The sequence below is a fragment of the Bryocella elongata genome (assembly GCF_900108185.1).
Classification (GTDB): Bacteria; Acidobacteriota; Terriglobia; order Terriglobales; family Acidobacteriaceae; genus Granulicella; species Granulicella elongata.
On sequence record NZ_FNVA01000002.1, the window covers coordinates 393,999 to 415,374 of the forward strand.

The 21,376-nt window shown below is 63.3% G+C and carries 23 protein-coding genes and 5 tRNA genes; 20 read left to right on the top strand and 8 right to left on the bottom strand.

Annotation, left to right across the window (positions count from 1 at the left end; translation table 11 throughout):
• Positions 1 to 60: 60 nt before the first annotated feature.
• Positions 61 to 954 carry an SDR family oxidoreductase gene (locus C4S68_RS07965; protein WP_103932521.1) on the bottom strand — a complete coding sequence of 298 codons (894 nt, stop codon included), beginning with the start codon at positions 952 to 954 and terminating at the stop codon, positions 61 to 63.
• Between the two features lie 209 nt (positions 955 to 1,163).
• Here C4S68_RS07965 and C4S68_RS07970 point away from each other — a divergent pair, with 209 nt between their 5' ends.
• The 5 genes from C4S68_RS07970 to C4S68_RS07990 all read left to right on the top strand — a co-directional run bounded on the left by C4S68_RS07970 (position 1,164) and on the right by C4S68_RS07990 (position 5,929).
• Positions 1,164 to 2,099 carry a helix-turn-helix domain-containing protein gene (locus tag C4S68_RS07970; RefSeq protein ID WP_103932522.1) on the top strand — a complete coding sequence of 312 codons (936 nt, stop codon included), beginning with the start codon at positions 1,164 to 1,166 and terminating at the stop codon, positions 2,097 to 2,099.
• Between the two features lie 158 nt (positions 2,100 to 2,257).
• Entirely contained in the window at positions 2,258 to 2,803 is a 546-nt protein-coding gene (locus C4S68_RS07975; protein WP_103932523.1) for a helix-turn-helix domain-containing protein, read from the top strand.
• A complete protein-coding gene (locus C4S68_RS07980; RefSeq protein WP_103932524.1) occupies positions 2,800 to 3,423 on the top strand; it encodes a hypothetical protein in 624 nt (207 codons plus the stop codon). Before C4S68_RS07975 ends, C4S68_RS07980 begins: the two co-directional genes overlap by 4 nt.
• A gap of 201 nt (positions 3,424 to 3,624) precedes the next feature.
• Positions 3,625 to 5,058 carry a flotillin family protein gene (locus C4S68_RS07985; RefSeq protein ID WP_103932525.1) on the top strand — a complete coding sequence of 478 codons (1,434 nt, stop codon included), beginning with the start codon at positions 3,625 to 3,627 and terminating at the stop codon, positions 5,056 to 5,058.
• Positions 5,059 to 5,236: 178 nt separating this feature from the next.
• On the top strand, positions 5,237 to 5,929 hold the full coding sequence (locus C4S68_RS07990; RefSeq protein ID WP_103932526.1) for a PspA/IM30 family protein: 693 nt from the start codon (positions 5,237 to 5,239) through the stop codon (positions 5,927 to 5,929).
• Between the two features lie 70 nt (positions 5,930 to 5,999).
• Here C4S68_RS07990 and C4S68_RS07995 read toward each other — a convergent pair whose 3' ends face one another.
• The 5 genes from C4S68_RS07995 to C4S68_RS08015 all read right to left on the bottom strand — a co-directional run bounded on the left by C4S68_RS07995 (position 6,000) and on the right by C4S68_RS08015 (position 11,271).
• Positions 6,000 to 6,470 carry a tryptophan-rich sensory protein gene (locus tag C4S68_RS07995; RefSeq protein ID WP_160115059.1) on the bottom strand — a complete coding sequence of 157 codons (471 nt, stop codon included), beginning with the start codon at positions 6,468 to 6,470 and terminating at the stop codon, positions 6,000 to 6,002.
• Positions 6,471 to 6,725: 255 nt separating this feature from the next.
• Positions 6,726 to 8,150, bottom strand: a complete 1,425-nt coding sequence (locus C4S68_RS08000; protein WP_103932528.1) for a PQQ-dependent sugar dehydrogenase — start codon at positions 8,148 to 8,150, stop codon at positions 6,726 to 6,728.
• Positions 8,151 to 8,371: 221 nt separating this feature from the next.
• Complete coding sequence (locus C4S68_RS08005; protein ID WP_103932529.1) at positions 8,372 to 9,334, bottom strand: hypothetical protein; 963 nt, start codon at positions 9,332 to 9,334, stop codon at positions 8,372 to 8,374.
• A gap of 3 nt (positions 9,335 to 9,337) precedes the next feature.
• Positions 9,338 to 10,294, bottom strand: coding sequence for a hypothetical protein (locus tag C4S68_RS08010; protein WP_103932530.1), 957 nt, complete (start codon positions 10,292 to 10,294; stop codon positions 9,338 to 9,340).
• Positions 10,295 to 10,473: 179 nt separating this feature from the next.
• Positions 10,474 to 11,271, bottom strand: coding sequence for a hypothetical protein (locus C4S68_RS08015; RefSeq protein ID WP_103932531.1), 798 nt, complete (start codon positions 11,269 to 11,271; stop codon positions 10,474 to 10,476).
• 291 nt (positions 11,272 to 11,562) lie between these two features.
• Between C4S68_RS08015 and C4S68_RS08020 the strand changes: the two genes are divergently transcribed.
• From C4S68_RS08020 to rplK, 12 genes are all read left to right on the top strand, one after another.
• Positions 11,563 to 11,638, top strand: a tRNA-Thr gene (locus C4S68_RS08020).
• Positions 11,639 to 11,815: 177 nt separating this feature from the next.
• Positions 11,816 to 11,902, top strand: a tRNA-Tyr gene (locus C4S68_RS08025).
• Between the two features lie 50 nt (positions 11,903 to 11,952).
• On the top strand, positions 11,953 to 12,240 hold the full coding sequence (locus C4S68_RS08030) for a hypothetical protein (RefSeq protein WP_146072070.1): 288 nt from the start codon (positions 11,953 to 11,955) through the stop codon (positions 12,238 to 12,240).
• Positions 12,236 to 12,310: transfer RNA gene (locus tag C4S68_RS08035), tRNA-Thr, on the top strand. The genes C4S68_RS08030 and C4S68_RS08035 overlap by 5 nt, the downstream gene beginning before the upstream one ends.
• Before the next feature lie 129 nt (positions 12,311 to 12,439).
• Positions 12,440 to 12,514: transfer RNA gene (locus C4S68_RS08040), tRNA-Gly, on the top strand.
• A 38-nt stretch (positions 12,515 to 12,552) separates the two neighbouring features.
• Positions 12,553 to 12,915 (top strand): hypothetical protein, encoded by a 363-nt coding sequence (locus C4S68_RS08045; protein WP_103932533.1) that lies wholly within the window; start codon positions 12,553 to 12,555, stop codon positions 12,913 to 12,915.
• A gap of 92 nt (positions 12,916 to 13,007) precedes the next feature.
• Positions 13,008 to 14,522, top strand: a complete 1,515-nt coding sequence (locus C4S68_RS08050; protein ID WP_146072071.1) for a glycosyltransferase family protein — start codon at positions 13,008 to 13,010, stop codon at positions 14,520 to 14,522.
• Positions 14,523 to 14,768: 246 nt separating this feature from the next.
• Entirely contained in the window at positions 14,769 to 14,918 is a 150-nt protein-coding gene (gene rpmG / locus C4S68_RS08055) for a 50S ribosomal protein L33 (protein ID WP_103932535.1), read from the top strand.
• 93 nt (positions 14,919 to 15,011) lie between these two features.
• A tRNA-Trp gene (locus tag C4S68_RS08060) sits at positions 15,012 to 15,087 on the top strand.
• A gap of 84 nt (positions 15,088 to 15,171) precedes the next feature.
• Positions 15,172 to 15,435, top strand: coding sequence for a preprotein translocase subunit SecE (gene secE / locus C4S68_RS08065; RefSeq protein WP_103932536.1), 264 nt, complete (start codon positions 15,172 to 15,174; stop codon positions 15,433 to 15,435).
• A gap of 110 nt (positions 15,436 to 15,545) precedes the next feature.
• On the top strand, positions 15,546 to 16,211 hold the full coding sequence (nusG, locus tag C4S68_RS08070; protein ID WP_103932537.1) for a transcription termination/antitermination protein NusG: 666 nt from the start codon (positions 15,546 to 15,548) through the stop codon (positions 16,209 to 16,211).
• Positions 16,212 to 16,447: 236 nt separating this feature from the next.
• Positions 16,448 to 16,885, top strand: a complete 438-nt coding sequence (rplK, locus tag C4S68_RS08075) for a 50S ribosomal protein L11 (RefSeq protein ID WP_103932538.1) — start codon at positions 16,448 to 16,450, stop codon at positions 16,883 to 16,885.
• Positions 16,886 to 16,965: 80 nt separating this feature from the next.
• On the opposite strand, the gene C4S68_RS08080 is transcribed toward rplK, so the two are convergent.
• The gene (locus tag C4S68_RS08080) at positions 16,966 to 17,604 is read right to left on the bottom strand and encodes a CDP-alcohol phosphatidyltransferase family protein (protein WP_103932539.1); all 639 of its coding nucleotides are present in this window, start codon (positions 17,602 to 17,604) and stop codon (positions 16,966 to 16,968) included.
• A 354-nt stretch (positions 17,605 to 17,958) separates the two neighbouring features.
• A complete protein-coding gene (locus C4S68_RS08085) occupies positions 17,959 to 18,882 on the bottom strand; it encodes a GntR family transcriptional regulator (RefSeq protein ID WP_160115060.1) in 924 nt (307 codons plus the stop codon).
• Positions 18,883 to 19,497: 615 nt separating this feature from the next.
• Between C4S68_RS08085 and C4S68_RS08090 the strand changes: the two genes are divergently transcribed.
• From C4S68_RS08090 to cpaB, 3 genes are all read left to right on the top strand, one after another.
• Positions 19,498 to 19,671 (top strand): Flp family type IVb pilin, encoded by a 174-nt coding sequence (locus C4S68_RS08090; protein WP_103932541.1) that lies wholly within the window; start codon positions 19,498 to 19,500, stop codon positions 19,669 to 19,671.
• Between the two features lie 348 nt (positions 19,672 to 20,019).
• Positions 20,020 to 20,562, top strand: a complete 543-nt coding sequence (locus C4S68_RS08095; RefSeq protein WP_103932542.1) for an A24 family peptidase — start codon at positions 20,020 to 20,022, stop codon at positions 20,560 to 20,562.
• Positions 20,563 to 20,564: 2 nt separating this feature from the next.
• The gene (gene cpaB, locus C4S68_RS08100) at positions 20,565 to 21,374 is read left to right on the top strand and encodes a Flp pilus assembly protein CpaB (RefSeq protein ID WP_103932543.1); all 810 of its coding nucleotides are present in this window, start codon (positions 20,565 to 20,567) and stop codon (positions 21,372 to 21,374) included.
• The last annotated feature ends 2 nt before the right edge of the window (positions 21,375 to 21,376 follow it).

Sequence of the window (21,376 nt, forward strand, 5' to 3'; positions counted from 1 at the left end):
GGTCATCCTGCGAACCCACGTCTAGAGTCGAGACGTGGAGCACCAAGTTGTGCTGGTTGGTTAGATTGCCAGGTTGTTGTAGTCCATGTTGTCGAGGTCCTCGATGAGGCTGGGGCCGGTGGGCTTCCAGCCGAGCTTCTGCCGGGTGATGGCGCTGGAGGACGGCATATCGTGCATGGCGAAGCGGGCGAGCCAGCCGAAGTGTGCCTCGGCCTCCTCGGGCTTGATGCTGACGACGGGCACCTTGAGGCCGCGGCCGATGGCTTCGGCGATGGCCTTCATGGAGACGCCTTCCTCATCGACGGCGTGGTAAATGGCGCCGGGCTCGGCCTTCTCCAGCGCGAGGCGGTAAAGCTGCGCCACTGACTTGACCGGCGCGGCCGGCCAGCGATTGAGGCCTTCGCCGATATAGGCGGAGAGCTGCTTATCGCGGGCGGCCGCAGTGACGTAGGGGACGAGGCCCTGCTTGTAGTTGTCGTGGATCTGGGACAGCCGGACGACGGAGGTGTTGACGCGGGCGGTGAGCTCCTGGACGGCAGCTTCGGAGGCGGCGCGGGGGTTCCACGGGGCGGTGGGGCCGTCTTCGGTGGAGGGCTTGCCGACTATGTTGGCGGCGATGGCGGTGCCGGAGGTGACGAGGAACGGACGCGACGAGCCGGCCAGGACCTCGCCCATCGCGAGGATCGCGGCGCGGTCGTCGTCGCAGTTCTTCTGGAACTGGGTGAAGTCGTGGTTGAAGGCCAGGTGGATGATGCCGTCGGAGTCAGCGGCGCCTTTGCGGAGGCTGTCGAGGTCTTCGACGTTGCCATAGAGCACTTCGGCTCCGGGCTTGCGCAGGGCTTCAGCGCCTGACTCGGAGCGGGTGAGGCCCAGTACGGTGTGTCCAGCGCCGAGCAGCTCGGCGACCACCCTTGAGCCAATAAAGCCAGCGGATCCGGTTACAAAAACTCGCATCGAAATCTCCTTGTAGGGCCTCCAACTTGCAAACGACGGAATCGAGCCCTGTGGGCCGTAGCATCCAATCGAGGACCGGCGCGTGGAGGCGGGCAGCGTCGACCTGTGATGATGGTCGTCCTTCCGGGCTGGTAGCAGCGACCCGAAGGCTGCTGTGATTGACCCAAATCGTGCTGTTCCTCGTTTGCGATACCTGGAGATCTGAATGTATGCCGAACCTATTGGAGCTGGACCTGAAGCAGCGCCACTTCCACGAGAGCAGTCTGCGGCTGGCGCAGGCGTCCGGCGCGGGCGTGCTGGAGAGCAGCCTCGATGCGGGCTGGAGCTCGCTGCTGGTAGTGCGCCGGGGCGTGCCTTTGGCGAAGGAGAGCTTCGAAACGCCGGCCGTGGAGGACTTTCACATCGGGCTGGTGGTGCGCGGCGTGAGCGACTTTACCGGCGTGCATGAGGGCCGCACGTACACCACGAGAAAAGAGCCCGGACACGTGACGCTGGCCGCCCCGACGGAGACCTACCGCATGAGCTGGCGCTCCGTGACCGGGGAGCCGGGCGAGGTGCTGTCGGTGTTTCTGCCTGCGGTGTACTTTGCGGAGGCAGCGGAGGAGTATCGGCGAGCCGGGACCGCGACGGCGAAGGGCGCGGTGTGCGCCATGGGTGTGCGCGATCCGATCGTGGGGCAGGTGATGCAGTCGCTGCGGACGGCGGCCCAGGACGGGATGCCGGACTCGTATGCGGACTCGGCCGGGCGATATCTGGCGACGCATCTGCTCGCGACGGCGCATCGGTGGTCGGATGCGACGCTGAGCCGGGACCCCGGCGACCTGACCGACCGCCGGCTGGCGCGGGTGCTGGAGTACCTGGAGCATCAGCATCGCGAGGATGTTTCGAACCAGCAACTGGCGGAGGTTGCGGGCATCAGCCCGTTCCACTTCGCGAGGCTGTTCAAGCGCAAGGTGGGCTGCACGCCGCACCAGTATGTGCAGCGGCTGCGGATGCAGAGCGCGCGGAAGCTGCTGCGGTCGACCGACCTGAGCGTGCTGGAGGTCGCGTCGGCGTGTGGGTATACGAATGCGAGCCACTTCGCGGCGGCGTTCTGTAATGCGTTTGGTCAGAATCCGGGTGAATTTCGGGTGAGTCTGGGGTAGTGCCAACCCACGTCTCAGAATCGAGACGTGGGGCACCCGGCGATTGCGGTGCCCAAGGTCTCTTGACATGTATCGCAATTTGCAATATAAATATTGCAATCCGTTATGTGCTGTGAAGCGGTACGGAGGGGGCTGGCGGTTTTCGCTGCCCGGGAGCCATGAAGCTCGGCGACAAAATTCGGTATCTGCGGGAGATGGAGGGTTCTGTGCGCGGCCTTGGCCGGGCGATGACCCAGGGTGAGCTGGTCAAGGCCATTGCGGCCGAGATGGACCAGAAGCTCAGCCAGAGCTACCTCTCGCAGATCGAGAGCGGCGCGCGCCCGCACCTGACCAACACCACACGACTGCTGCTGGCAAAGTTCTTCAAGGTCCACCCGGGATTTCTGGTGGAAGACCCTGAAGGGTATTCGGCGGAGCTGATCAGCGATCTGCGCGGGCAGGAAGACAAGCTCGACCTGTGGCTGGTGGCGGGCGCGGAGAAGTTCCGCAAGGATACGGAGCTGCGACGGGCGTTGCTGGCGATCTCCAAGCATGAGGATTCTCGCGGCAGCCTGTTGCTGCTGGAGTGTGTGCTGGAAACCCCGAAGCTGGCGGAGCGGCTGATGGAGGTTTTGCGGCCGGGACCGGTGGCGAAAGCCCGGGTCCCCAAGGGCGAGGGACCCGGGGCACCCAGAGTTGTGGAGAAGAAGGGAGGGACGCGATGAGCGGATGGGATTGGAATGCGATTTACCTCACGTGCTTTGGCGTGGGTCTGCTGTTGAGCTTGATCTCCTTCTTTGCCGGTGGACTGCATCTGCATGTGGGGCATGCGCATGTTCACCTGCATGCGCCGCGTGGTCTCAAGGGAGGCATGAAGCATGGAGCTTCTCCGATCAATGGCTTCACGCTGATGGCTTTCCTGTGCTGGTTTGGCGGGGCGGGCTACCTGATGCATCGGGCGAACGTGTTGGGAGCTTCGCTGGTGCTGTTGTTCTCCGCGCTGAGCGGGCTGGCGGGAGCGGCGATCATCTTCTGGTTTCTTACCGCCGTGCTGATGAAGGGCGAACGCACCTTGCAGCCGGAGGACACGGAGATGGTCGGCGTCATCGGGAAGCTCAGTGCGTCGGTGCCGTTGAAGGGTACGGGCGAGATGCTCTATGCCCAGGGCGGAGCGCGGCGCAGTGCCTTGGTGCGCAGCGATGGCGGCGAGGTGATCGAACGCGGAGCGGAGGTCATCGTGATGCGGTACGTGCGCGGTGTGGCCTACGTGAAGCGCTGGGATGACTTCGAGCACGGACTGCTGGCGGAGAAGCAGGAGCAGCAGGGTTTAGGGCGCAGGGATTAGGGTTCAGGGCGAAGAGCCAGAGGATTCGCGATCCAGTTTCGAGCTTCGGGTTGCGAGTTTCGAGTGAGGTGAGCGGTGCGGTTCTACAAGTATTGACGGCGCTCGAGCGAGGTGACATCGCGAGCGTCTTGTATGCCCCGGGGTCAAGTGCGGGGTACGTTTTGGAGGCTGTCTTTACGTGGAGCAGGAAAGAAAAGGCATATGAACGACAACTACATTGTGATTATCGGATTGATCGTCCTGGGCACGCTGGTACTGATGGCGGTGATGGCCCGGATGTATCGCAAGGCTGGCCCGAACGAAGCGATTATTCGTTATGGCTTCGGTGGACCGAAGGTGATCATCGGTCATGGTGCGCTGGTGTACCCGATGGTGCAGCACACGCGCATTCTTTCGCTGGAGCTGATGAGCTTCGATGTGGCGCCGAGCCAGGACCTGTACACCAAGCAGGGTGTTGCGGTGACGGTCGAGGCTGTGGCGCAGATCAAAGTGCGCAGCGACATGCAGAGCATCATGACGGCGGCGGAGCAGTTTCTATCGAAGTCGCCGGCGGAGCGCGATGGCTTGATTCGCCTGGTGATGGAAGGCCATCTGCGCGGCATCATCGGCCAGCTGACGGTGGAACAGATCGTCAAGGAGCCGGAGATGGTGGGCGAGCGGATGCGCTCGACCTGCGCGGAGGACCTGAGCAAGATGGGCCTGGAGGTGGTGAGCTTCACCATCAAGGAGGTTCGCGACAAGAACGAGTACATCACCAACATGGGCCGGCCGGATGTGGCGCGCATCAAGCGCGACGCGGAGATTGCGCAGGCCGAAGCCGAGCGCGATACGGCGATTCGCCGCGCGATTGCGATGCGGGAGGCTGCTGTAGCGAAGGCCGAGGCGGACCAGCAACGCGTGCTCGCGGAGACGATGTCGCTGGCCAAGCAGGCTGAGGCGCAGCGCGACCTTGATGTGCAGAAGGCGCAGTTTGCAGAGGCTGCGCAGAAGCAGCAGGCGCAGGCCGATAAGGCTTATGAGCTGCAGACGAACGTGATGCAGCAAAAGGTCATCGCCGAGCAGGTTCGCGTGGTGCAGATCGAGAAGGAAGCGCAGGTCAAGGTGCAGGAGGCCGAGATTCTGCGTAACGAGAAGGAGCTGATCGCGACGGTTCTGAAGAAGTCTGAGATCGAGGCTCAGCGCATTGGCAACATGGCGAACGCCGAGAAGGCTCGTCTTGTGGCGGAGGCTGAAGGTAAAGCCCAGGCGATCCGCTCGCAGGGTGAGGCTGAGGCTTCGATTGTGTTCCAGAAGGGCGAGGCCGAAGCGAAGGCGATGCACGTGAAGGCCGAAGCGTACCAGGAATGGACGCAGGCCGCGGTGGTCGACAAGCTGATCTCGAACATGGCGGATGTTGTTCGCGCGATGGCGGAGCCGTTGAGCAAGGTGGACAAGATCACCATTGTGTCTACCGGTGACGGCAAGAACGTGGGAGCCCACAAGCTGACCGGCGAGATGACGGAGATTGCCGCGCAGGTGCCTGCGTTGTTCGAGGCGCTGAGCGGCATGAAGATGAGCGACTTGATGTCGAACGTGAAGCAGATGACGGCGCGTTCGACGGACAGCGATGACAAGGCTCCGAAGGCTGGAGCGTAACAAGGACGCGGCGCGCGAAGGGATTCGCGCGCCGCGTTGGTTTTGCAGGGAAGTGTGTGGCTTGCATCGGGAGTGAGTGCCGCTGCGGGAGAAATGCAGGGGTTCCTCGCTTCGCTCGGAATGACGAGAGTTGAGGTTGTTTGAGGACGCCAAGGCGAAGGAAAGAAGGAGCAATGCTATGTCGCTGATGGAACGAGTTGCCACGCTGTTGCGCGCGAATGTGAATGACCTGATCGATCGCGCCGAGGATCCCGAGAAGATGATGAAACAGCTTGTGCTCGACATGGAGAACCAGCTGTTGCAGGTGAAGACGCAGGTGGCGATCGCCATTGCGGACCAGCACGTGCTGGAGCAGCGGGCGAAGGATGAGCGCGCGGCTGCGGAGTCGTGGAACAAGAAGGCGGAGCTGGCGGTGACGAAGGGCGAAGAGGAGCTCGCGCGGCTGGCGCTGGAGCGGTCGCTGAGCCATGAGCAGATGGCGGATGGATTCGCGCAGCAGGTGACGGAGCAGAAGGTGGAGTCGGAGGCGTTGCGGTCGACGTACAACAAGCTGCAGGCGAAGCTGACGGAGACACAAGCGCAGTGCGAGATGCTGATTGCGGAGCATCGGCGGGCGCGGATGGTGGGCAAGGCCACGAAGGCGCAGGAGCGGATCGCGTCGGAGAACCAGAGCGTGCGTGGTAACGTGCTGGGGCGGTTCAAGGCGCGGATTCAGAACGCAGAGGCCGAGAATTATGCGGGCCGCACGCTGCTTGAAGGGAATTCAGAAGCCACGTTGGAGGATCGGTTCCGGGCGCTGGAGAAGGATGACAAGGTGGAGCGGCTGCTGGATGAGTTGAAAGCGAAGACGAGGATGCTGGAGGCGGGGTGAGGAAGGCAGTGGTTAGACAGTAGAGGTTAGAGAGTAGAGGGCCGTTCCTGGTGGCGCCTGGCAGCTGAAGTTACCTGAAGAGCTCTGAGCCAAGCGCCGTGCCAGCGTAGGCGAGCCATACGATGACCGGGACGATGAGGGCGGCGGCAGATGTGCGGATCGGGCGGACGCGCAGGAGTACAGCGGCGGCAAGGATCAGCGTGGCCACGGTTCCCCAGAAGCCGATGGTGAGGCTGCGCAGACCTGCGGTGTAGAGAGGGTAGAGCATGCAGGCGAGGGCGAGGGCGTCCGGCCACCGTGCGATGGCGGCGTTGCGCTGGGCGGCGAGCCAGCGGGCGAGGCCCATGGCGAGGAAGAGGAGCATCCAGATGCTGCCGACGATGGCTCCAGGCGGGAGCATGGGGTTGGCGGGGTGCGGCGTGTCCCAGTGCAGCGCGAAGATGATGCCGTTGAGCAGGAGCGGGCTGAGGAGATAGATCGCCAGCGTGAGGGCCAGAGACTTGCGGGACGTGTTGGCGGTGGTGGGCATGGTTGTGTTCATGGGCGAGGCCTGAGTGGTTGCCGCAAGTGGATGGACGCGGTCTGGTGGGTTCGCGTTGCGATGCCTCAGCATTTGTGGCGGATTAGCCCGGGTCCCTTGAGGGACCCGGGGCACCCGGCGTGTGCGTGATCCAGAGAGATCGTGCGAACCCACCTCTCATAGTCGAGAGGTGAGGCCCCGATTGAAGTGCTTTGATCGAGATTGCGGTTTTGGGGTTCGAGATTCCAGTGGGCCAGATTCCAGATGCCAGTCGGGTTACTTGCCGGTATAGCTGATGTGCCAGACGGATTTGCTGCCGTCGTCGACGACGAAGAGGGAGCCGTCGTTGGCGACGGTGACGCCTACGGGGCGGCCCCAGACCTGGCCGTCCTTGGTGACGAAGCCGGTGAGGAAGTCGTCATACTCGCCGGTGGCCTGGCCGTTGCGGACCGGGATGTAGGCGACCTCGTAGCCGGTGCGGGAGGCGCGGTTCCAGGAGCCGTGCTCGGCGGCGAAGGCACCGCCCCAGTAGGTCTGCGGGAACTTTGATGTGAGGTGATTCCCGGTGGGGACGTGGTTAGGATCGCCTGTCCAGATCGTGGCCGCCGGATAGAAGGCCATCTCCAGCGAGGCCATGTGGGGCTGCATGAGCACGTCGGGGGTGCGGACGCGCTTGCTGATGTCTTCGCGTTTGCAGTCCTTGGATTGCTCCGGCGTTAGCGATTGCGCGAGTTGTTGATTGGGGCCGGAGCCAGTGGCGCAGGGGTTGTCGCGGCGCGGGTCGAGGTGGCCTCCCATGTAGTACCAGGGCCAGCCGAAGAAGCTGCCTTCGGGGACGCTGGTGACGTAGTCGGGCACGAGGTGGTTGCCGAGGACGTCGCGCTCGTTGGTGGAGCACCAGAGCTGGCCGGTGACGGGGTTGATGGCTTCGCCGACGCAGTTGCGGATTCCCGAAGCATAGACGGACAGGAACTTGCCTTCGGGGGTGAAGGCAAGAACGTCAGCGCGGTGGAACTCCTTGGGGTCGGTGTCGGGGTCGTTGATGTTGGAGCCGGAGCCTACGGAGATGAGCATGCGCCCGTCCTTGGTGAAGACGACATCGCGGGTCCAGTGGCCGGTGACGACGTGGGGGCGACCGGGGAGCTCGGCGACGATGGTCTCGGCGGGGCCGGAGGCATGCAGGTCGCCGCTCTTGTAGGGGAATCGGACGACGCTGGTGGTGTTGGCGACGTAGACGAACTTCGGATCGGCGGCGGGCCAGAAGTTGATGCCGAAGGGGTGGTCGAGGCCGGAGGCGAACTTCTCGAGCTTGGCGACTTTGCCGTGGGTTTCGGTACCGCGGAGTACCCAGATGTCGCCCCCGACGGAGTCGGAGAGGAAGAGGTCGCCGTTGGGCGCGGTGCGGATGAGGCGTGGGGTGTTGAAGGTGTCATCGCCGCCGGCGTAGAGGGTGACTTTGAAGCCTGCCGGGGCCTGGGGCCAGGCGTCGGCGGGGCGCGGGATGACCTTGGGGCCGTTGGTGACGGACTCGTCGGGATTGGGCTCGGGGAGGTCGGCGACGGTGATCTTGTGGCGGACGCCGGGAGCTTCCTGGTTCCAGTCGGTGAAGGCGGCCTGTCCGGTGAGGAGGGGCTGCTGGGCTGGCTGTTGGGCGGCGAGGGGAAGCGCGGTGAAGAGGGCCAGGGCGAGGATGGGCTTCATGGTGCGGATCTCCGGTGAGAGGAGTGGGAGCGCGTCGCGAACAGTGTAGCTGGGTCAAACAGGACCTTGGGTAGGGAGGGGAGAAGCAGATCCTCTTCGAGGATGACAACCAGAAAGGCGGCAGTGAGGTGAGCCCTGAGCTGTCGTGGTGAATTAGCCCGGGTCCCTTAAGGGACCCGGGGCACCCGGGGCACCCGGTTTGTGCGGGGGCAAATCCGGGGTCAGTGGGCGCTGAGGGCCCTGAGCTGGTCGGCGGTGGCGCTGGCGGAGATGATCGCGTGGGCCTGGTGCTGCTCGACCTGGACGGAGTCTAGGATCTTCGCGAGGGCGTCGTCCTGCGGCGTGTGTTGCTGTTGCTGCGTGGAGATGCCGCGCACGATGCCGAGGAGGCTGCTGACGGCTTCGACAGTCTTCGCTGCGGAAGTGGCGTCGGGGGCGAACTCTTCGATGCGGAGCCTGGCGCTGGTGGTGTAGCGCAGGCTCGCGACGAGGTCGGTGTCGGCGGCCATGGGGAGCGTGAGACCGAAGGCGTTGATCTGGCCATCCTGTGAGAAGGGAAGGCCGATGTGGCCTATGCCCCAGGCCTGCGAGAGCAGAGGGACGTCGTGATAGTGCTTCGAGAGCAGGGAGCAGCCGGTGAGCCCGATGGCCGAGGCGCGCGAGCGATCGAGCATGGAGTGGATCTGCTCGGCGGTGGGCATGTTGGAGGCGGCGATGGTGTCGAAGTCGAGCTGGGTGATGCGGAGCTGCCGGTTCTCGATGGGGATGGTGTAGATGGTGTGGCCGGAGTACTCCTCTTTGGCGGGCGCGAGGCCTTCGAGGTAATGGCGGAGGCGGTCGCCATCGAAGCGGCCGACGAAGACCTCGGAGTAGGCTACGGGGCCGTTGGGGCCATTGGGGTCGGGCATTTCATGCAGCGCGAAGGCGACGGCATCGATGTCGCGCTCGGGGTCGACGCCGGTGGCGTCGATGAAGCGCTGGAAGTCTGCGGAGCGGGTGATGGGGGTCTGGTCGAAGTGGGTGGCGGAGCGGAGGGGAGCGACGTGGAGATAGATGATTGCGTCGGACTCGGGCAGGAGGCGCGCGGCGTCAGGCGGAGCGAGTGCGCGGAGATAAAGAGCGACGCCAAGGCCTGCAGCGAGGGTGCAGGCGATGATGGTGGGGACGAGCGTACGTTTTCGCATGAATTATTCGGCGATGGAGAAGGTGAAGATCTTGCCTGAGCCTTCGATGCCCTTGACGTTGGAGCTGCCTGGAGGAAGGACACCGTACTCGCCCTTGATGATGTCGACGGGCACGGTGAAGGTGTAGAGCTGGGGGCCGATCTTGACGGGGTGGAAGTCAACCTGGTTGCGGTCGGAGCCGGTCTCGGAGTGGAAGACGCCGCCGGTTTCGACGCGGAACTCGCGCCAGGTGGACTTCTCGATGAAGCGGAGGAACTGGTACTCCTCGGCGGAGGTACCGGCGGGCGCGTAGATGAGGATCTCGACGCCGGTGGGGAGCACGAGGGTGGACTTCGGGCCGTCGAGATGGCCGTTCATGTCCTTGTTGATGAGGCCATGGGTGAGGACGCTCTTGACGGCTCCGCCCTGCTTGAAGACGACGCGCTCGGTGTGGAGGGGGATCCATTCGCCGGTCTTGCCCTTGTAGTAGACGCCGATCTCGTCGATGCCTGCGGCCTGCGCGGTGAACTTTGGCGCGGCGGTTGGTACGGGGCGCGTGGAGAGCCCCGAGGCGACGGCGCTGTGCTGCTGCATGGCCTCGATGACCTTGTCGGAGAGGCCCTGCTTGCGGAGTTCGATGAGGTCGTCCGGATTCACGTCGTAGTGGCCGGGCTGCATGGTGATGGTCTGGACGAGGACATCGTCGCCGAGGCCGGCGGCGTGCATGCGCAGGATGGCGTCGTTGCCGATGAGCTTCGGCCGGGAGAAGTCGTGCGACTGCTGCAGGGGGCCGTCGGTGGTTGCGGCGGCGGTTGAATCGGTGGCGTCGGGCAGACTGCCGGACTGGGCTCCGGACTGGGCTCCCGACTGGGCGTGCAGGGCTGCGGCCAGGAGCAGAACGAGGCAGGAGCTCAGCAGGCGAAGTTGCCGAAGGCTCCGCCAATGGGGCTGGAGGCGCAGCCGGCGAGGGTGCGACGTCATGGCCGTTATCGTACCACCGGGGCAAGAATCGCCATCAGGGACGGCGGAAGTGAGGACGGAGTCGATGCGGGGGCAGATCATCCCAGAGAAGACGAGCCTCGCTGCCAGTTGGGCTACGGCGGCGAGGCGCGAGAGAATACGGGCTCGGGAGGCAGAGCGTGCGAGGAGGTCGCCTCCGGCTACTCGACGAGGCTGAAGGTGTAGATCTTGCCGGAGCTTGCGGCGTTGCCCTGGGAGTTTGCTCCTGTGGGAGGAAGGAAGCCGTACTCGCCCTTGCCGATGGAGGCGGGCAGCGTGACCTGATAGACGCGGGGAGCGATCTTCTTCGATTCGAACTCGACCGAATCGCGGTTAGCTCCGGTGGAGGAGTGGATGACGCCACCGGTCATGGAGCGGAACTCGCGATAGTTGCTGCCAGGCCGCAGGCGGAGGAGCTGATACTCGGTGGGGGACTGGCCTTCCATCAGGTAGATGATGACGTTGACCGGGGAGACGACCTTGAGCTTGCTGTCGGCGCCGTTGATGTTGCCGTTGAGGTCGCCCTTGACGATGCCGCCGGTCGCGAAGCTCTTGAGGACGCCACCGGTCTTGTAGTGGACGATCTCGCTGGCGACTTCATTCCACTGTCCGGTCTTGTCCTGGTAGTAGAGGCCGACGTCGGTGATGCCCGGCGGCAGCGCTGAGGCGGCTGCGACGGGTGCGGCAGCAGGGGCGGGTCCTGCGGGGTTCGCGTTCTTGGCGATCATCGCGCCAACGACGCGATCGGAGAGGCCGGCCTTCTTGAGGGCGATCATGGCATCCATGCCGGTATCGAAGTGGCCGGGGGACGCGGAGATGGTCTGGACGACGAGGTCGTCGCTGAGTCCGGCGTTGTGAAGCTTCAGGACGGCTGCGTTGTCCATCACCTGTTGCGCGAGAGCGACGCAGCCAGCGACGGAGAGGGCTGCGAGAAAGAGAGTGGCGCGAATCCTGAGCATCGTTTGAGCCTTCCGGAACAGGGAGTGGGAGACAACACGCCGTGTGAGCAGCGGCTATCTCGATGGCCCGACTCTTTGCAACTTTTGAGTGCGGGAAGGATAGCATGCAGCTGTGGCGTTGCTGGAGGTTTCTGGCGGGGCGCGAAGGAGTTTTCCGCGAGCGGTTTCCGTGCTTCGGGGTGGCATTCCCACTGTCCCTGCCGCGACCCCCTGTGATACATTCAAAAAGTACTGCCGCTGTTGCGGCGGTGCGCCGATAGAGGCTTTGGTCTTCATCGGTACGCGGGATGGGCTGGCGTAGCTCAGCTGGTAGAGCACCTGATTTGTAATCAGGCGGTCGGGGGTTCAAATCCCTTCGCCAGCTCCAGTTTTAGCCGGTCCCGCGGCAAGAAGAGTTTGGTTGTACCTGCACGAAGTCCCCTTCCCCCGCAGTGTCCAACGAGCACAACTTCGATTCCAGCGAGATGTGCGGCCTTTGGCTGCGCGAAAGCAGGACGAAGGGTGCCGCGGGATGGCGGTTGGAGAGAGATCAGAGCGGGAAAGTGCACAGGTGGCCGAGTGGTTAATGGCAGCAGACTGTAAATCTGCCGCGTTATGCGCTACGGAGGTTCGAATCCTCCCCTGTGCACCAGTTTGAATGAGCGTGTACCGGGGCGACCCGGTGGTTGGTATGAGGGTGGCGTGGAAGCCAAACGAGGAAGCGAGGGATCGCTGAATCCAGCGGCGAGCCAAAGCCGGATGGTCATGGCGCTGGGGCTTTTGGTAGTCTTAGGACTGCTGGCCTGGTTCACGATTGATCCGAGCGCCACGCTGCACGTTCACGGGTATCAAAGCAGTCTGGTGTCGATTCAGGATCGCGACATTGAGCTGCGTTGGATACCGGAGTTGTTGTTGGGGATGTTTGGGTTCAGAATCGTGATGGCGCATCTGCGCGCGCGGCTGGAGTCCAGGCAGTCCCGGGAAAGCTGATGTAGCTCAGTGGTAGAGCACTCCCTTGGTAAGGGAGAGGTCGAGAGTTCAAGCCTCTCCATCAGCTCCAGATTTTGGATTCGAGAGGCGAGATTCGGGATACGGGAGGAACGGTTGCCGCAGGCAAGACCTTTCTTTCGCATCTTCAATCTCGCCTCTCGCATCTTGTAACGCGGACGTGCTTGACGCGGCCGCATGGGCGGGAGTAACTCAGTGGTAGAGTCACAGCCTTCCAAGCTGTTGGTCGCGGGTTCGATTCCCGTCTCCCGCTCCAGTGATTCAGAAGCTCCGAAGTAAGGACCAGACCAGCAAATGTCTCAGCCGAACGCAGCCAGCACCTCTTGGAACGTCGACCGCACGACAGCCCTTTATGAGCGCCCCGCGCTCGAGCCGCAGGATGTTGCGAGCTTCAATGCCGTCAAGGGCGACATTGAGACCTCGTTTTCGTCAGGGCAGGTGGCGCGGTTTCTGGAGTCGCTGACCCGCACAGGGCTGCGCATCCGTGAGTTCGAGTCGGTGGCCTCGGCCGGCAAGCTGGGGTTGCAGACGGCTCCGCTTTACGCGAAGCTCTCGGCCGGCGATCAGGGCCAGATCCGCGAGCTCTATCTCGCGAAGCTGGAGCAGGTCGATCCGGCGCTGCGCAAGAAGTTCTTCAAGCTCTACGCCTACTACTGAGCGTAGCGGCTGGCTTCAGCTGATGTTGAAGCAGGCGGCTATTGCCAGCCGTGCTGGCCCTCATGGCGTAAACCCTTGATAGACTTGAGGGGATGCCCTCTCAAAACCCAGTGCTCCCCTGGCGCTACCGTTCTGTAGCGCTCGGAATCGTCGTCGCCGGAGCTCTGGTGTGGAGTATCGCCCTGGGGCGATTCGATCCTTTCTATACCGACAATCCCTTCTTCTCTGTACCGGCTCTGCGTGCCTCACTGGGGTTCCCGTTTACCTACCAGGTAAGCGTTCATGCGCCGTTTGTGGACTCTCTGTGGGCGTACCACGGACCTTTGCTGCCGCACCTGCTCGCGGTGCTGTATCGCTGGTTTGGGTTCAGCCGGGCCATGGCGAGTGTTCCCAACTTCGTTGGTGGCTGGCTGGCGGCTCTTCTGCTGGTGGGCTTTCTCATCCGCCGTGGCTACGCACAGGCGTGCCTGATCTTCGCGGTGCTGTGGGTGGGGGACCGCGCGGTGCTGGAGATTCTCTACGCCCGGATGGAAGGGCTTGCTCTCCTGTTTGCGGCGATCGGGCTGATCCTGGCGGTGGAGGCGGCTGAATCGAGTTCGCGCCTGGCTGCGGCCCTGTGCGGGATCAGCTGTGGGCTTGCTCTGCTCAGCCATCCTTTGTGTGCGACGTTCTCCCTTGCTGCGGGTGGCTCGTTTCTGCTGCGGCGGCAGTTTGCGGTGGCGGCGTTCTTCGTCCTGGGACTCGCGCTGGATCTACTCCTGCTGCTGAAGCTGTGGGGATTTCGCCCGCATGATGCGGTGCGGCAGTTCCTGTGGCATGCGGGAATCAACCGGTCGGAGACGCACGGTCACGGCATCCGCTCGCTGCTGGGCGCACTGCGCTGGAGTGAGGGTTGGGTGGCGTGCCTGATCGTCTTTTCGATTGCGATGGCAATGGTGATTGGCGCGCGGAGCCGCACGGAGATGGCATTGGTCACAGGGACTGCGCTCGATCTGCAGTTCCTTGCGGCGTACTCCCTGTTTTCGGTTCCGCTGCTGTTCATGGGGGCGACCTTTCCTTACTACCTGGTGTATGCGTCGATCTGGCCGCTGCTGGCGCTGGCGGTTCTTCTGGAGCGGGAGTGGCCGAGGTGGCGGCTGGCGGCGGCGGTGCTGTTTGTGTTCTGGCTGGGATCGGTGGCCTGGAACCTTTCGAGGCTGCGGGAGCAGTGGAAGTTTCATCGCGCCCTGAGCGCACATCTGCTTGTTGCGGAGGTGACGCGCGATGTTCCGGAGGCGGACGAGCTTATGGTGGGTTCGGATCTGTACGCGATTCCTGTTGAGGCCGGGCATCGGCGCTTTGCGCTCGCCAGCCAGCTGTTCGAGCCGGAGTCGATCTGCGCGCACTGCTATCTGCTGGTTCGGCAAAGGGATCTGGACCTATTCCCCGAGTTTGCGAAGGCCGCTCTGGTGGGATCGCGGGAGATGCTGTACGACGGCCCGGTCTTCCCGGATGGGGGAGGCAGCCTGAATCTGGAGAAGGTTCTGCTGTTGGGGCCGGTTCGGGGATCTGCTGCTGTGTTGACGGGATCTGCCGGGTTCTGGGAAGGCGCTGGGCGGCCCAGGTAGGGGATTGTGGGCCTGCCGTCAGTCGTTTGCAGCTGTGTGTCTGCCCATTTGCCGCGTTCGGCCCTGATGGGGCATAATGTTAGGAGCAGGTCGTTGCCTGACCGCTCTGCTTCCGTACACACAATTCAGGATTTGGTCTGCAGGGGCCAATAAGCCCTGCGTCGCGGCGTGTTCAGTCCGAAAGGAAATGGGCAAGCTGCTTGCCGGTCGAAGTGATCGGTCACGATAAAGGAAAGGAAATACCCAATGCGCGAAATCGTAACCCTCCAGTGCCCGGTCTGCAAGAACCGGAACTACTCGACGACGAAGAACAAGAAGACCACCACCGGCCGTCTCGAGTTCAAGAAGTTCTGCAACACGTGCCGCGAGCATACGCCGCACAAGGAAACGAAGTAAGGCGAGGGCCCAGCGTCCAGGGCCCGGGGTTCAGTGAAGTTGCGCATGGTCGCCTTCTGAACCCTAGCCCTGCCCACTGAGGCCTTGCTCCCTGGGGGAGTAAGCTCAACGGTTAAACTGTCGGTCTCCAAAACCGAACTTCTCGGTTCGAATCCGAGCTCCCCCGCCAGATTGAACCGCCCGACTTCAGTACTCTGGAAGCCGTAAGCGGCAGGAATACGTATCAGCATCACGCAGCATCAGGAGTAAGGCCATGTCGAAGACGGCCGTAGCAGAGACACACGAAGAAGGAACCGCGGTGGAGCAGGCCCTTTCCGGCCCAGCCCGCCTGGTGCAGTTCTTCAAAGACACGCGTCAGGAGATGCGCAAGGTCGTCACGCCGACGCGCAATGAAGTGCAGTCGACGACGATCATCGTGATCGCGACGGTCTTCGTCTTTGCGGCGTACTTCGCCCTGATCGATGCCACGCTGGGCCATGGCGTGGATCAACTGATCGTGAAGCTGACCAAGCACTAAAGCCGGACGGCGCCCCGGAAGGTAAGGGGACGCCGCCAATTCCACCCTGGGCGGAACCGCGGAAGAGCCAAGCCGCGAAATACCCTCGGCGCGAGAGAGCAGAGAAGCTGATGGCAGACGAATTCGATAACGAGCAGGCCGAGAACCTCGAGGCAGAAGAGCTTGTAGCTGAGGCCACCGAGGGCGAGGGCATTCCCATCCCTGCCGAAGAGACGGCTGAAGCCGCTCCGGCGCCTGAGAACCCGTTCAAGTGGTACATCATCCACGCGTACTCAGGCTTTGAGCGCAAGGTCAAGGAGTCGCTGGAGTCGCGCGTGCGTGCGTACCGCCTTGAGGACAAGGTCGGCCGCATCGAGATTCCGACCGAGCCCACCACCGAGATGCGTAACGGCAAGAAGTACACGATCGATCGTGTGTTCCTTCCGGGCTACGTGTTTGTGGAGATGGCGCTCGACAATGATATGTGGCACGTGGTGAAGAACACCCCGCGCGTCACAGGCTTTCTGCAGACGGGCGACCAGCCGAATGCGCTGAGCGAGGCTGAGGTCAACGCCATGCTCAACCGCTCGGATGCGACCAAGGAAAAGCCGAAGCTCAAGCTCAAGTTCAGCAAGGGCGAGCAGGTTCGGATTACCGATGGCCCGTTTGCAAACTTCAACGGCGCGGTGGACGAGGTCAACGAAGACAAGCAGACCCTGAAGGTCATGGTCTCGATCTTCGGACGTCCGACGCCGACCGAGGTCAGCTTCGCTTCTGTCGAGAAGGCCGAAGAGTAGCGAGCGCGGGGCGCTCGTTAGCGCTTCGCGTTAGCAATCGTTAGCGCGCTTGTGCGCGGTAGCGAACAGAGTTTTGGGAGATACAGCCCGGCCGCTTCACCGGACCTTCTAACTCCCACTTGCAGTAGACGACGCTGGTTACGGAGCTTCGCGCTTCGACTGACGTCAGGATGACAATTCAATTGTGAGGTGCTCGCCGGCCAAAGGCCGCGTGCACGCAAAGAAGGACTAGGAAGATGGCACCGAAGAAGATCAATGGCTACGTCAAGCTGCAGATCATTGCAGGCAAGGCGACTCCCGCTCCCCCGGTAGGCCCGGCGCTCGGTCAGGCGCAGGTCAACATCATGGAGTTCTGCAAGCAGTTCAACGAGCGCACCAGCAAGGATCCGGCTGTCGCGGGCATGACCGTTCCGGTTGTGATCACCGTGTACTCGGACCGCACGTTCTCGTTCATCACCAAGACCCCTCCGGCTCCGGTTCTTCTGCTGAAGGCTGCTGGCATCCCGAAGGGCTCCGGCACCCCGAACAAGGACAAGAAGGGCAAGGTCACCGAAGCGCAGATCCTCGAGATCGCCAAGGTGAAGATGCCTGATATGAATGCTGCTTCGATCGAGGCTGCGGCGAAGACGATTCGCGGCACCGCCCGCTCGATGGGCATCGATGTCGTCGCGTAAGCGATAGCATTTTCGTAGATCAAAGGCGTCCGGAGCTTATGCTCCGGACGCCTTTTTATTTGTGGCGAGCTTGTCGTGCATTATGGCGTGGGGATGATCTCACCGTCGGTGAGGAGTTCGCGGCGCAGGCGCAGGGCGGCGGCCAGGGAGCGTACGTCGCGACGCCAGCGGGGCAGGATGAAGGTCATCAGCAGGCCTTCGAGCTGAGAGAGGATGCCGACACCGAGACCTACGGTGAGCAGAGCTCCGGCGACGGCGAGCAGGATGTCGGGGCCCTCGTCGGCGGTGAGCGCGGCGACGACGCCCAGGGAGATGAGCAGTCCGGCGAGCTTGGAGAGGAAGGCGTGGTAGCTGGAGGGCCTTCGGAAGCGGGCGAGGTCGGCGATGAAGCGCAGGGCCTCGAGCGCGATCATGGCGCCGACGACGGGGCGGTAGATGTCCCAGAGGTCCGGGCACTCGAGCGCGAAGGCATAGCCGGCGCCGAGGTAGAAGATGATGTCGGTCATCGAGTCGGTGAGGCGGAGGGCGTCGGTGTCGGTCTTCCAGCGCCGGGCGAGGGCGCCGTCGAAGATGTCGGAGACGAGGCCGACGACGACCATGGAGGCGAGCGCGGGGCCGCTCCAGCCAGAGGCCTGGCAGAGGACCAGCACGGGGCCGAGCAGGCCGCGACCAAGGGCGAGACACCAGGGAAAGAGGCGGCGGAGATTGAGCATGCGCATGGGGCGCTCCTTTGGACTTCGTGGCAGGGGCTGTTCCGGCGGAGAACAGCCTACGTCTGCAATGAAGCCAGCGTAGGAGCGCGCGCGAGGCGGCGCGGGGGCTTGTATTTCAGTTTCAGGAGTGACACAGAAGGACAGCGGAACAGCAGAACAGTTGAGCAACCAGCATGGGGCGGGCGTAAGGCGGGTGATCGTCAAGACTGAAGGGGGTGAGCGATCTTGCGCGTGGAAGCAGCGAGGCAGGTCCTTCGACTTCGCAGGTCGCCGCTTCGCGCCGACCTGCTCCGCTCAGGATGGCGGCTGATCCGTTCCTCTCGGATGACGGCTTATCTGCTTCGGTCGGGATGACGGAGTCTATCTCTCGGAAGTCACCGGCTCGCCATGGGTGCGGAGGAAGTCGAGACTGGGGTCGGCGATGAGGGGGAAGATGATGTGGAGCGGGCCGGCCGGGAGTTGCGGCAGGGCGGCGGTGGGGGCGTCGCAGAGGATGCCGGCAGCCTGGTCGAGGCCACGGTGCCACCCCCGGACCGTAGAGTCGCGGAAGAGGAGCTGATCTTCGCTAAGGCCGGCCGAGGTGAGCATGGTTCGGGCCGTATCCCGGAAGGTGGGCCAGTGAGAGACGACGGCGATCAGGTAGCCGGCGGCCTGTCCGAGGCGGGGTTCGAGCCAGCCGCGGGCAGAGGTGATCTGGAGGGTGTGGAGCTCGATGCCGGAGGGTAGCGCGGCGCGCACGGCGCGTTCCTGGCTGGGGCGGCAGAGCGGGACGGCGCCGGTGAGGTGCTGGGCAGCGTTCTCGTCGAGGTCGGCGGCGGTGCAGCTGATGACGGGAAACCGGGTGACCGCGGCGATCTCAGCCTGGAGAATCCTCACGGCGGCGGGGTCGGGGTCGATGAGCAGGAAGTGGCTGGGTGGCGGGGCAGCGAGCCACTCGGCGACGCGGCCGCGCACCTCGGAGAACGGAACGTCCAGATCTCGCGCGAGCCGGAAGACGTGGGCGATGGCGTGGTCGAGCTGCTGCTTCGGGGTTGAAGGGCGGTCGGTCTGGGGACGGACGTAGACTCCTCCACCGCGCCGGTGCTCGGTCCAGCCGGTGCGTTCCAGCTGGCGGTACCCGGCGCTGACGGTGTTGGGATGGATGGCGTAGCGGCGCGCGAGCTCGCGGGTGGACGGGAGGCGGTCGCCGGCTTTGAGGTCGCCGGCGAGGATCGCGAGCTCGACCTGGGTGGTGAGCTGCTGGTAGAGCGGGACATCGCTTCCGGGGGCAAACCAGAGTCGCACAGGACCTCTCGAGCGGGACAAGGTGGATTGTAGCTGGCCGGGGCGGGCCGCCGAAGCGGGTGCCTCCAGGAAATACAGCGCTGCTGCGTTCATGAGGTGGGGTGCGTGATACGTCGCGTCAGGAGGTAACGGTACCGGCCATCGCGGCTCGAAGTTGAGGGAATCTGTGACTTAAATCCTGCCGGGGAAACTCATTGGTAACGGCACCGAGGTGCCGAAGGGCGGTTGCTGGTCTACAACGCAGGACGGTTCTTCTGCGAAATCCCCCGTTTGGTCCATGCGAAAAGGATTCGACACCGGCAATCGTTCCAGATTGGAATCTGAAGCAAACAGAGATGTTTCCGGAGGGAAAGTTGCCTTCGGGGCGTGCGGTACAGGGTACTTGAGAGCGGAGAGCGCTGCTGTTGAGCTCATCGAGACGACGTTGGTAACCGATGTGTAGGTTACGAAACCGCTCGTCTGGCTTGCCCTAAACGCTCTGGGTGAGTAACCCGAAGCGGTGATTGAGAGTTCCGGAGGTCACCTCTAGTCTCGGTTCCAGTAAGAGGGCTCGTCGCACCCGCAGTAGATGTCGCCATCACCCCCAAACCCCAAGTTTCCCCAAGGAGAACACCGATGAAGAACTTCATGCTCAACCTGATGACCGAAGAGTCTGGCCAGGATCTGATCGAGTACGCCCTGGTAGCTGGCCTGATCGGCCTCGCCGCCGTCGCCGCCATGTCCACCCTCGCCGGCAAGATCAGCAATGCCTTCAGCAACGTTGGCAGCCAGCTGACCAGCGCCGTGTAGTTTGCTGCTCGGGTTGGCATCCAGGGACTTCACCCGTCTCCGGATGCCAGCCAGGGCAACAGCTTCAACCTCGAGACCCAACCCCGCAATGCAAGGCTGGCGGGCGCAGACAGCAAGACAAACCACCCGGCGCAATAAGGCCTCCGGACGGCCGATGAACGATCGGCAGGGCCCCAGGGCGGAGAGAACTGAGCACTCTGATCGCACGACGAAGAGGGTGCTGAGTTCTGCTCACGCAGACCAGATTCCGAGAGCAGCCACCGGCGGAGATACGACCGGCGCGACGGACAAACAAAATCGACGGGACGCCAGCGAAAGGCGCACCGCCAATGAAACAGGAAAACTCCCATGACGATTGTCGAGAAACAGCTTCTGTATCCGGTCGCAGCATCGCTCTTCGCCGTCATCGGCGCGGCCTGCGATGTACGGACTCGCCGCATCCCGAATGTGCTGACGGGACCGGCCCTGCTGTTCGGGCTGGTGCTGCACGGTGTGCTGGATGGCTGGCGCGGGGCCGGAACGGCGCTTGCTGCAGGCCTGATCTGCGGCGTGATCTTCCTGCTGTTCTACATCGCCGGTGGCATGGGCGCAGGCGACGTGAAGCTGATCCTCGCGGTTGGCACGATTGCCGGCCTGAGCAACATTACCTACCTGCTGATCCTTACGGCGATCACCGGCGGACTGATGGGCGTTGGACTTGCCCTGCTGCGCGGCAAGCTGAAGGAGACGCTCTTCAATGTATCGACGATCACCAAGCATCACGGTGAGGTTGGACTGAAGCCGCACCCCGAGTTGAACGTCCGGAACACAGCGACGTTGCGTCTCCCCTACGGCCTTGCCATCGCGGCAGGCGCTGTTGTCACGCTGTATCTCCACGGAGTCCAGAGGTAATCATGCAGGCCCGCCGACTCATGACCGCGCTGGTGATGGCCCTGCTGGTATCGGGCGTCTTCACCTTTTGGCTTAGCAGAAAGTTTGCGAAGCCCCACGAAGCTGTTACGCCCAAGCTGCTGTACATGGCGACGGCCAAAGCCCTGGATGCCGGTGAGGTGCTTACAGCCTCTGACCTGACGACGGTCGACTGGCCGATGGGTACGCCCCTCGAAGGTGCGCACACGAACGCCAAGGACCTGATCGGGCGCTCGCTGCTCTTTCCGCTTCCTGCCGGGCAGCCGTTGCTCGATCAGCAGATGTCTGCACCGGGCGCTGGCATTGGCCTCTCGGCAAAGATCCCTGATGGCATGCGCGCTCTGTCTTTGCGCTCGGATGATGTCGTTGGTGTCGCAGGCTTCCTGCTTCCGGGAACGCGAGTGGATGTGTTGGTGACGTTGCATCCGGCGGGTTCCATCGATCCGGTGACACAGGTTGTTCTGCAGGATGTGCAGGTGCTGACGGCGGGGCAGAATACGACCCCGGACGGAACGGGCAAGGCGGTTTCCGCCAGCGTTGTGACTTTGATGGTGACGCCGGACCAGGCTCAAAAGGTGGTTCTGGCGACTGCGGAAGGCTCGGTGCACTTCATTCTCCGCAACGGAAACGATCACGAGATGTCAGCCGAAGTAAAGCCGGGCGCACCGAAGCCTGAGCGCCGTGAGCCGGTCCGTGTGGCGCCTCGGCCTGTCCAGGCTGCGGTGATTGCACGTCAACCCTACGTGGTGCAGACGGTAAACGGCAGCACGACGACGACGGAGAAATTCCAGTGAGC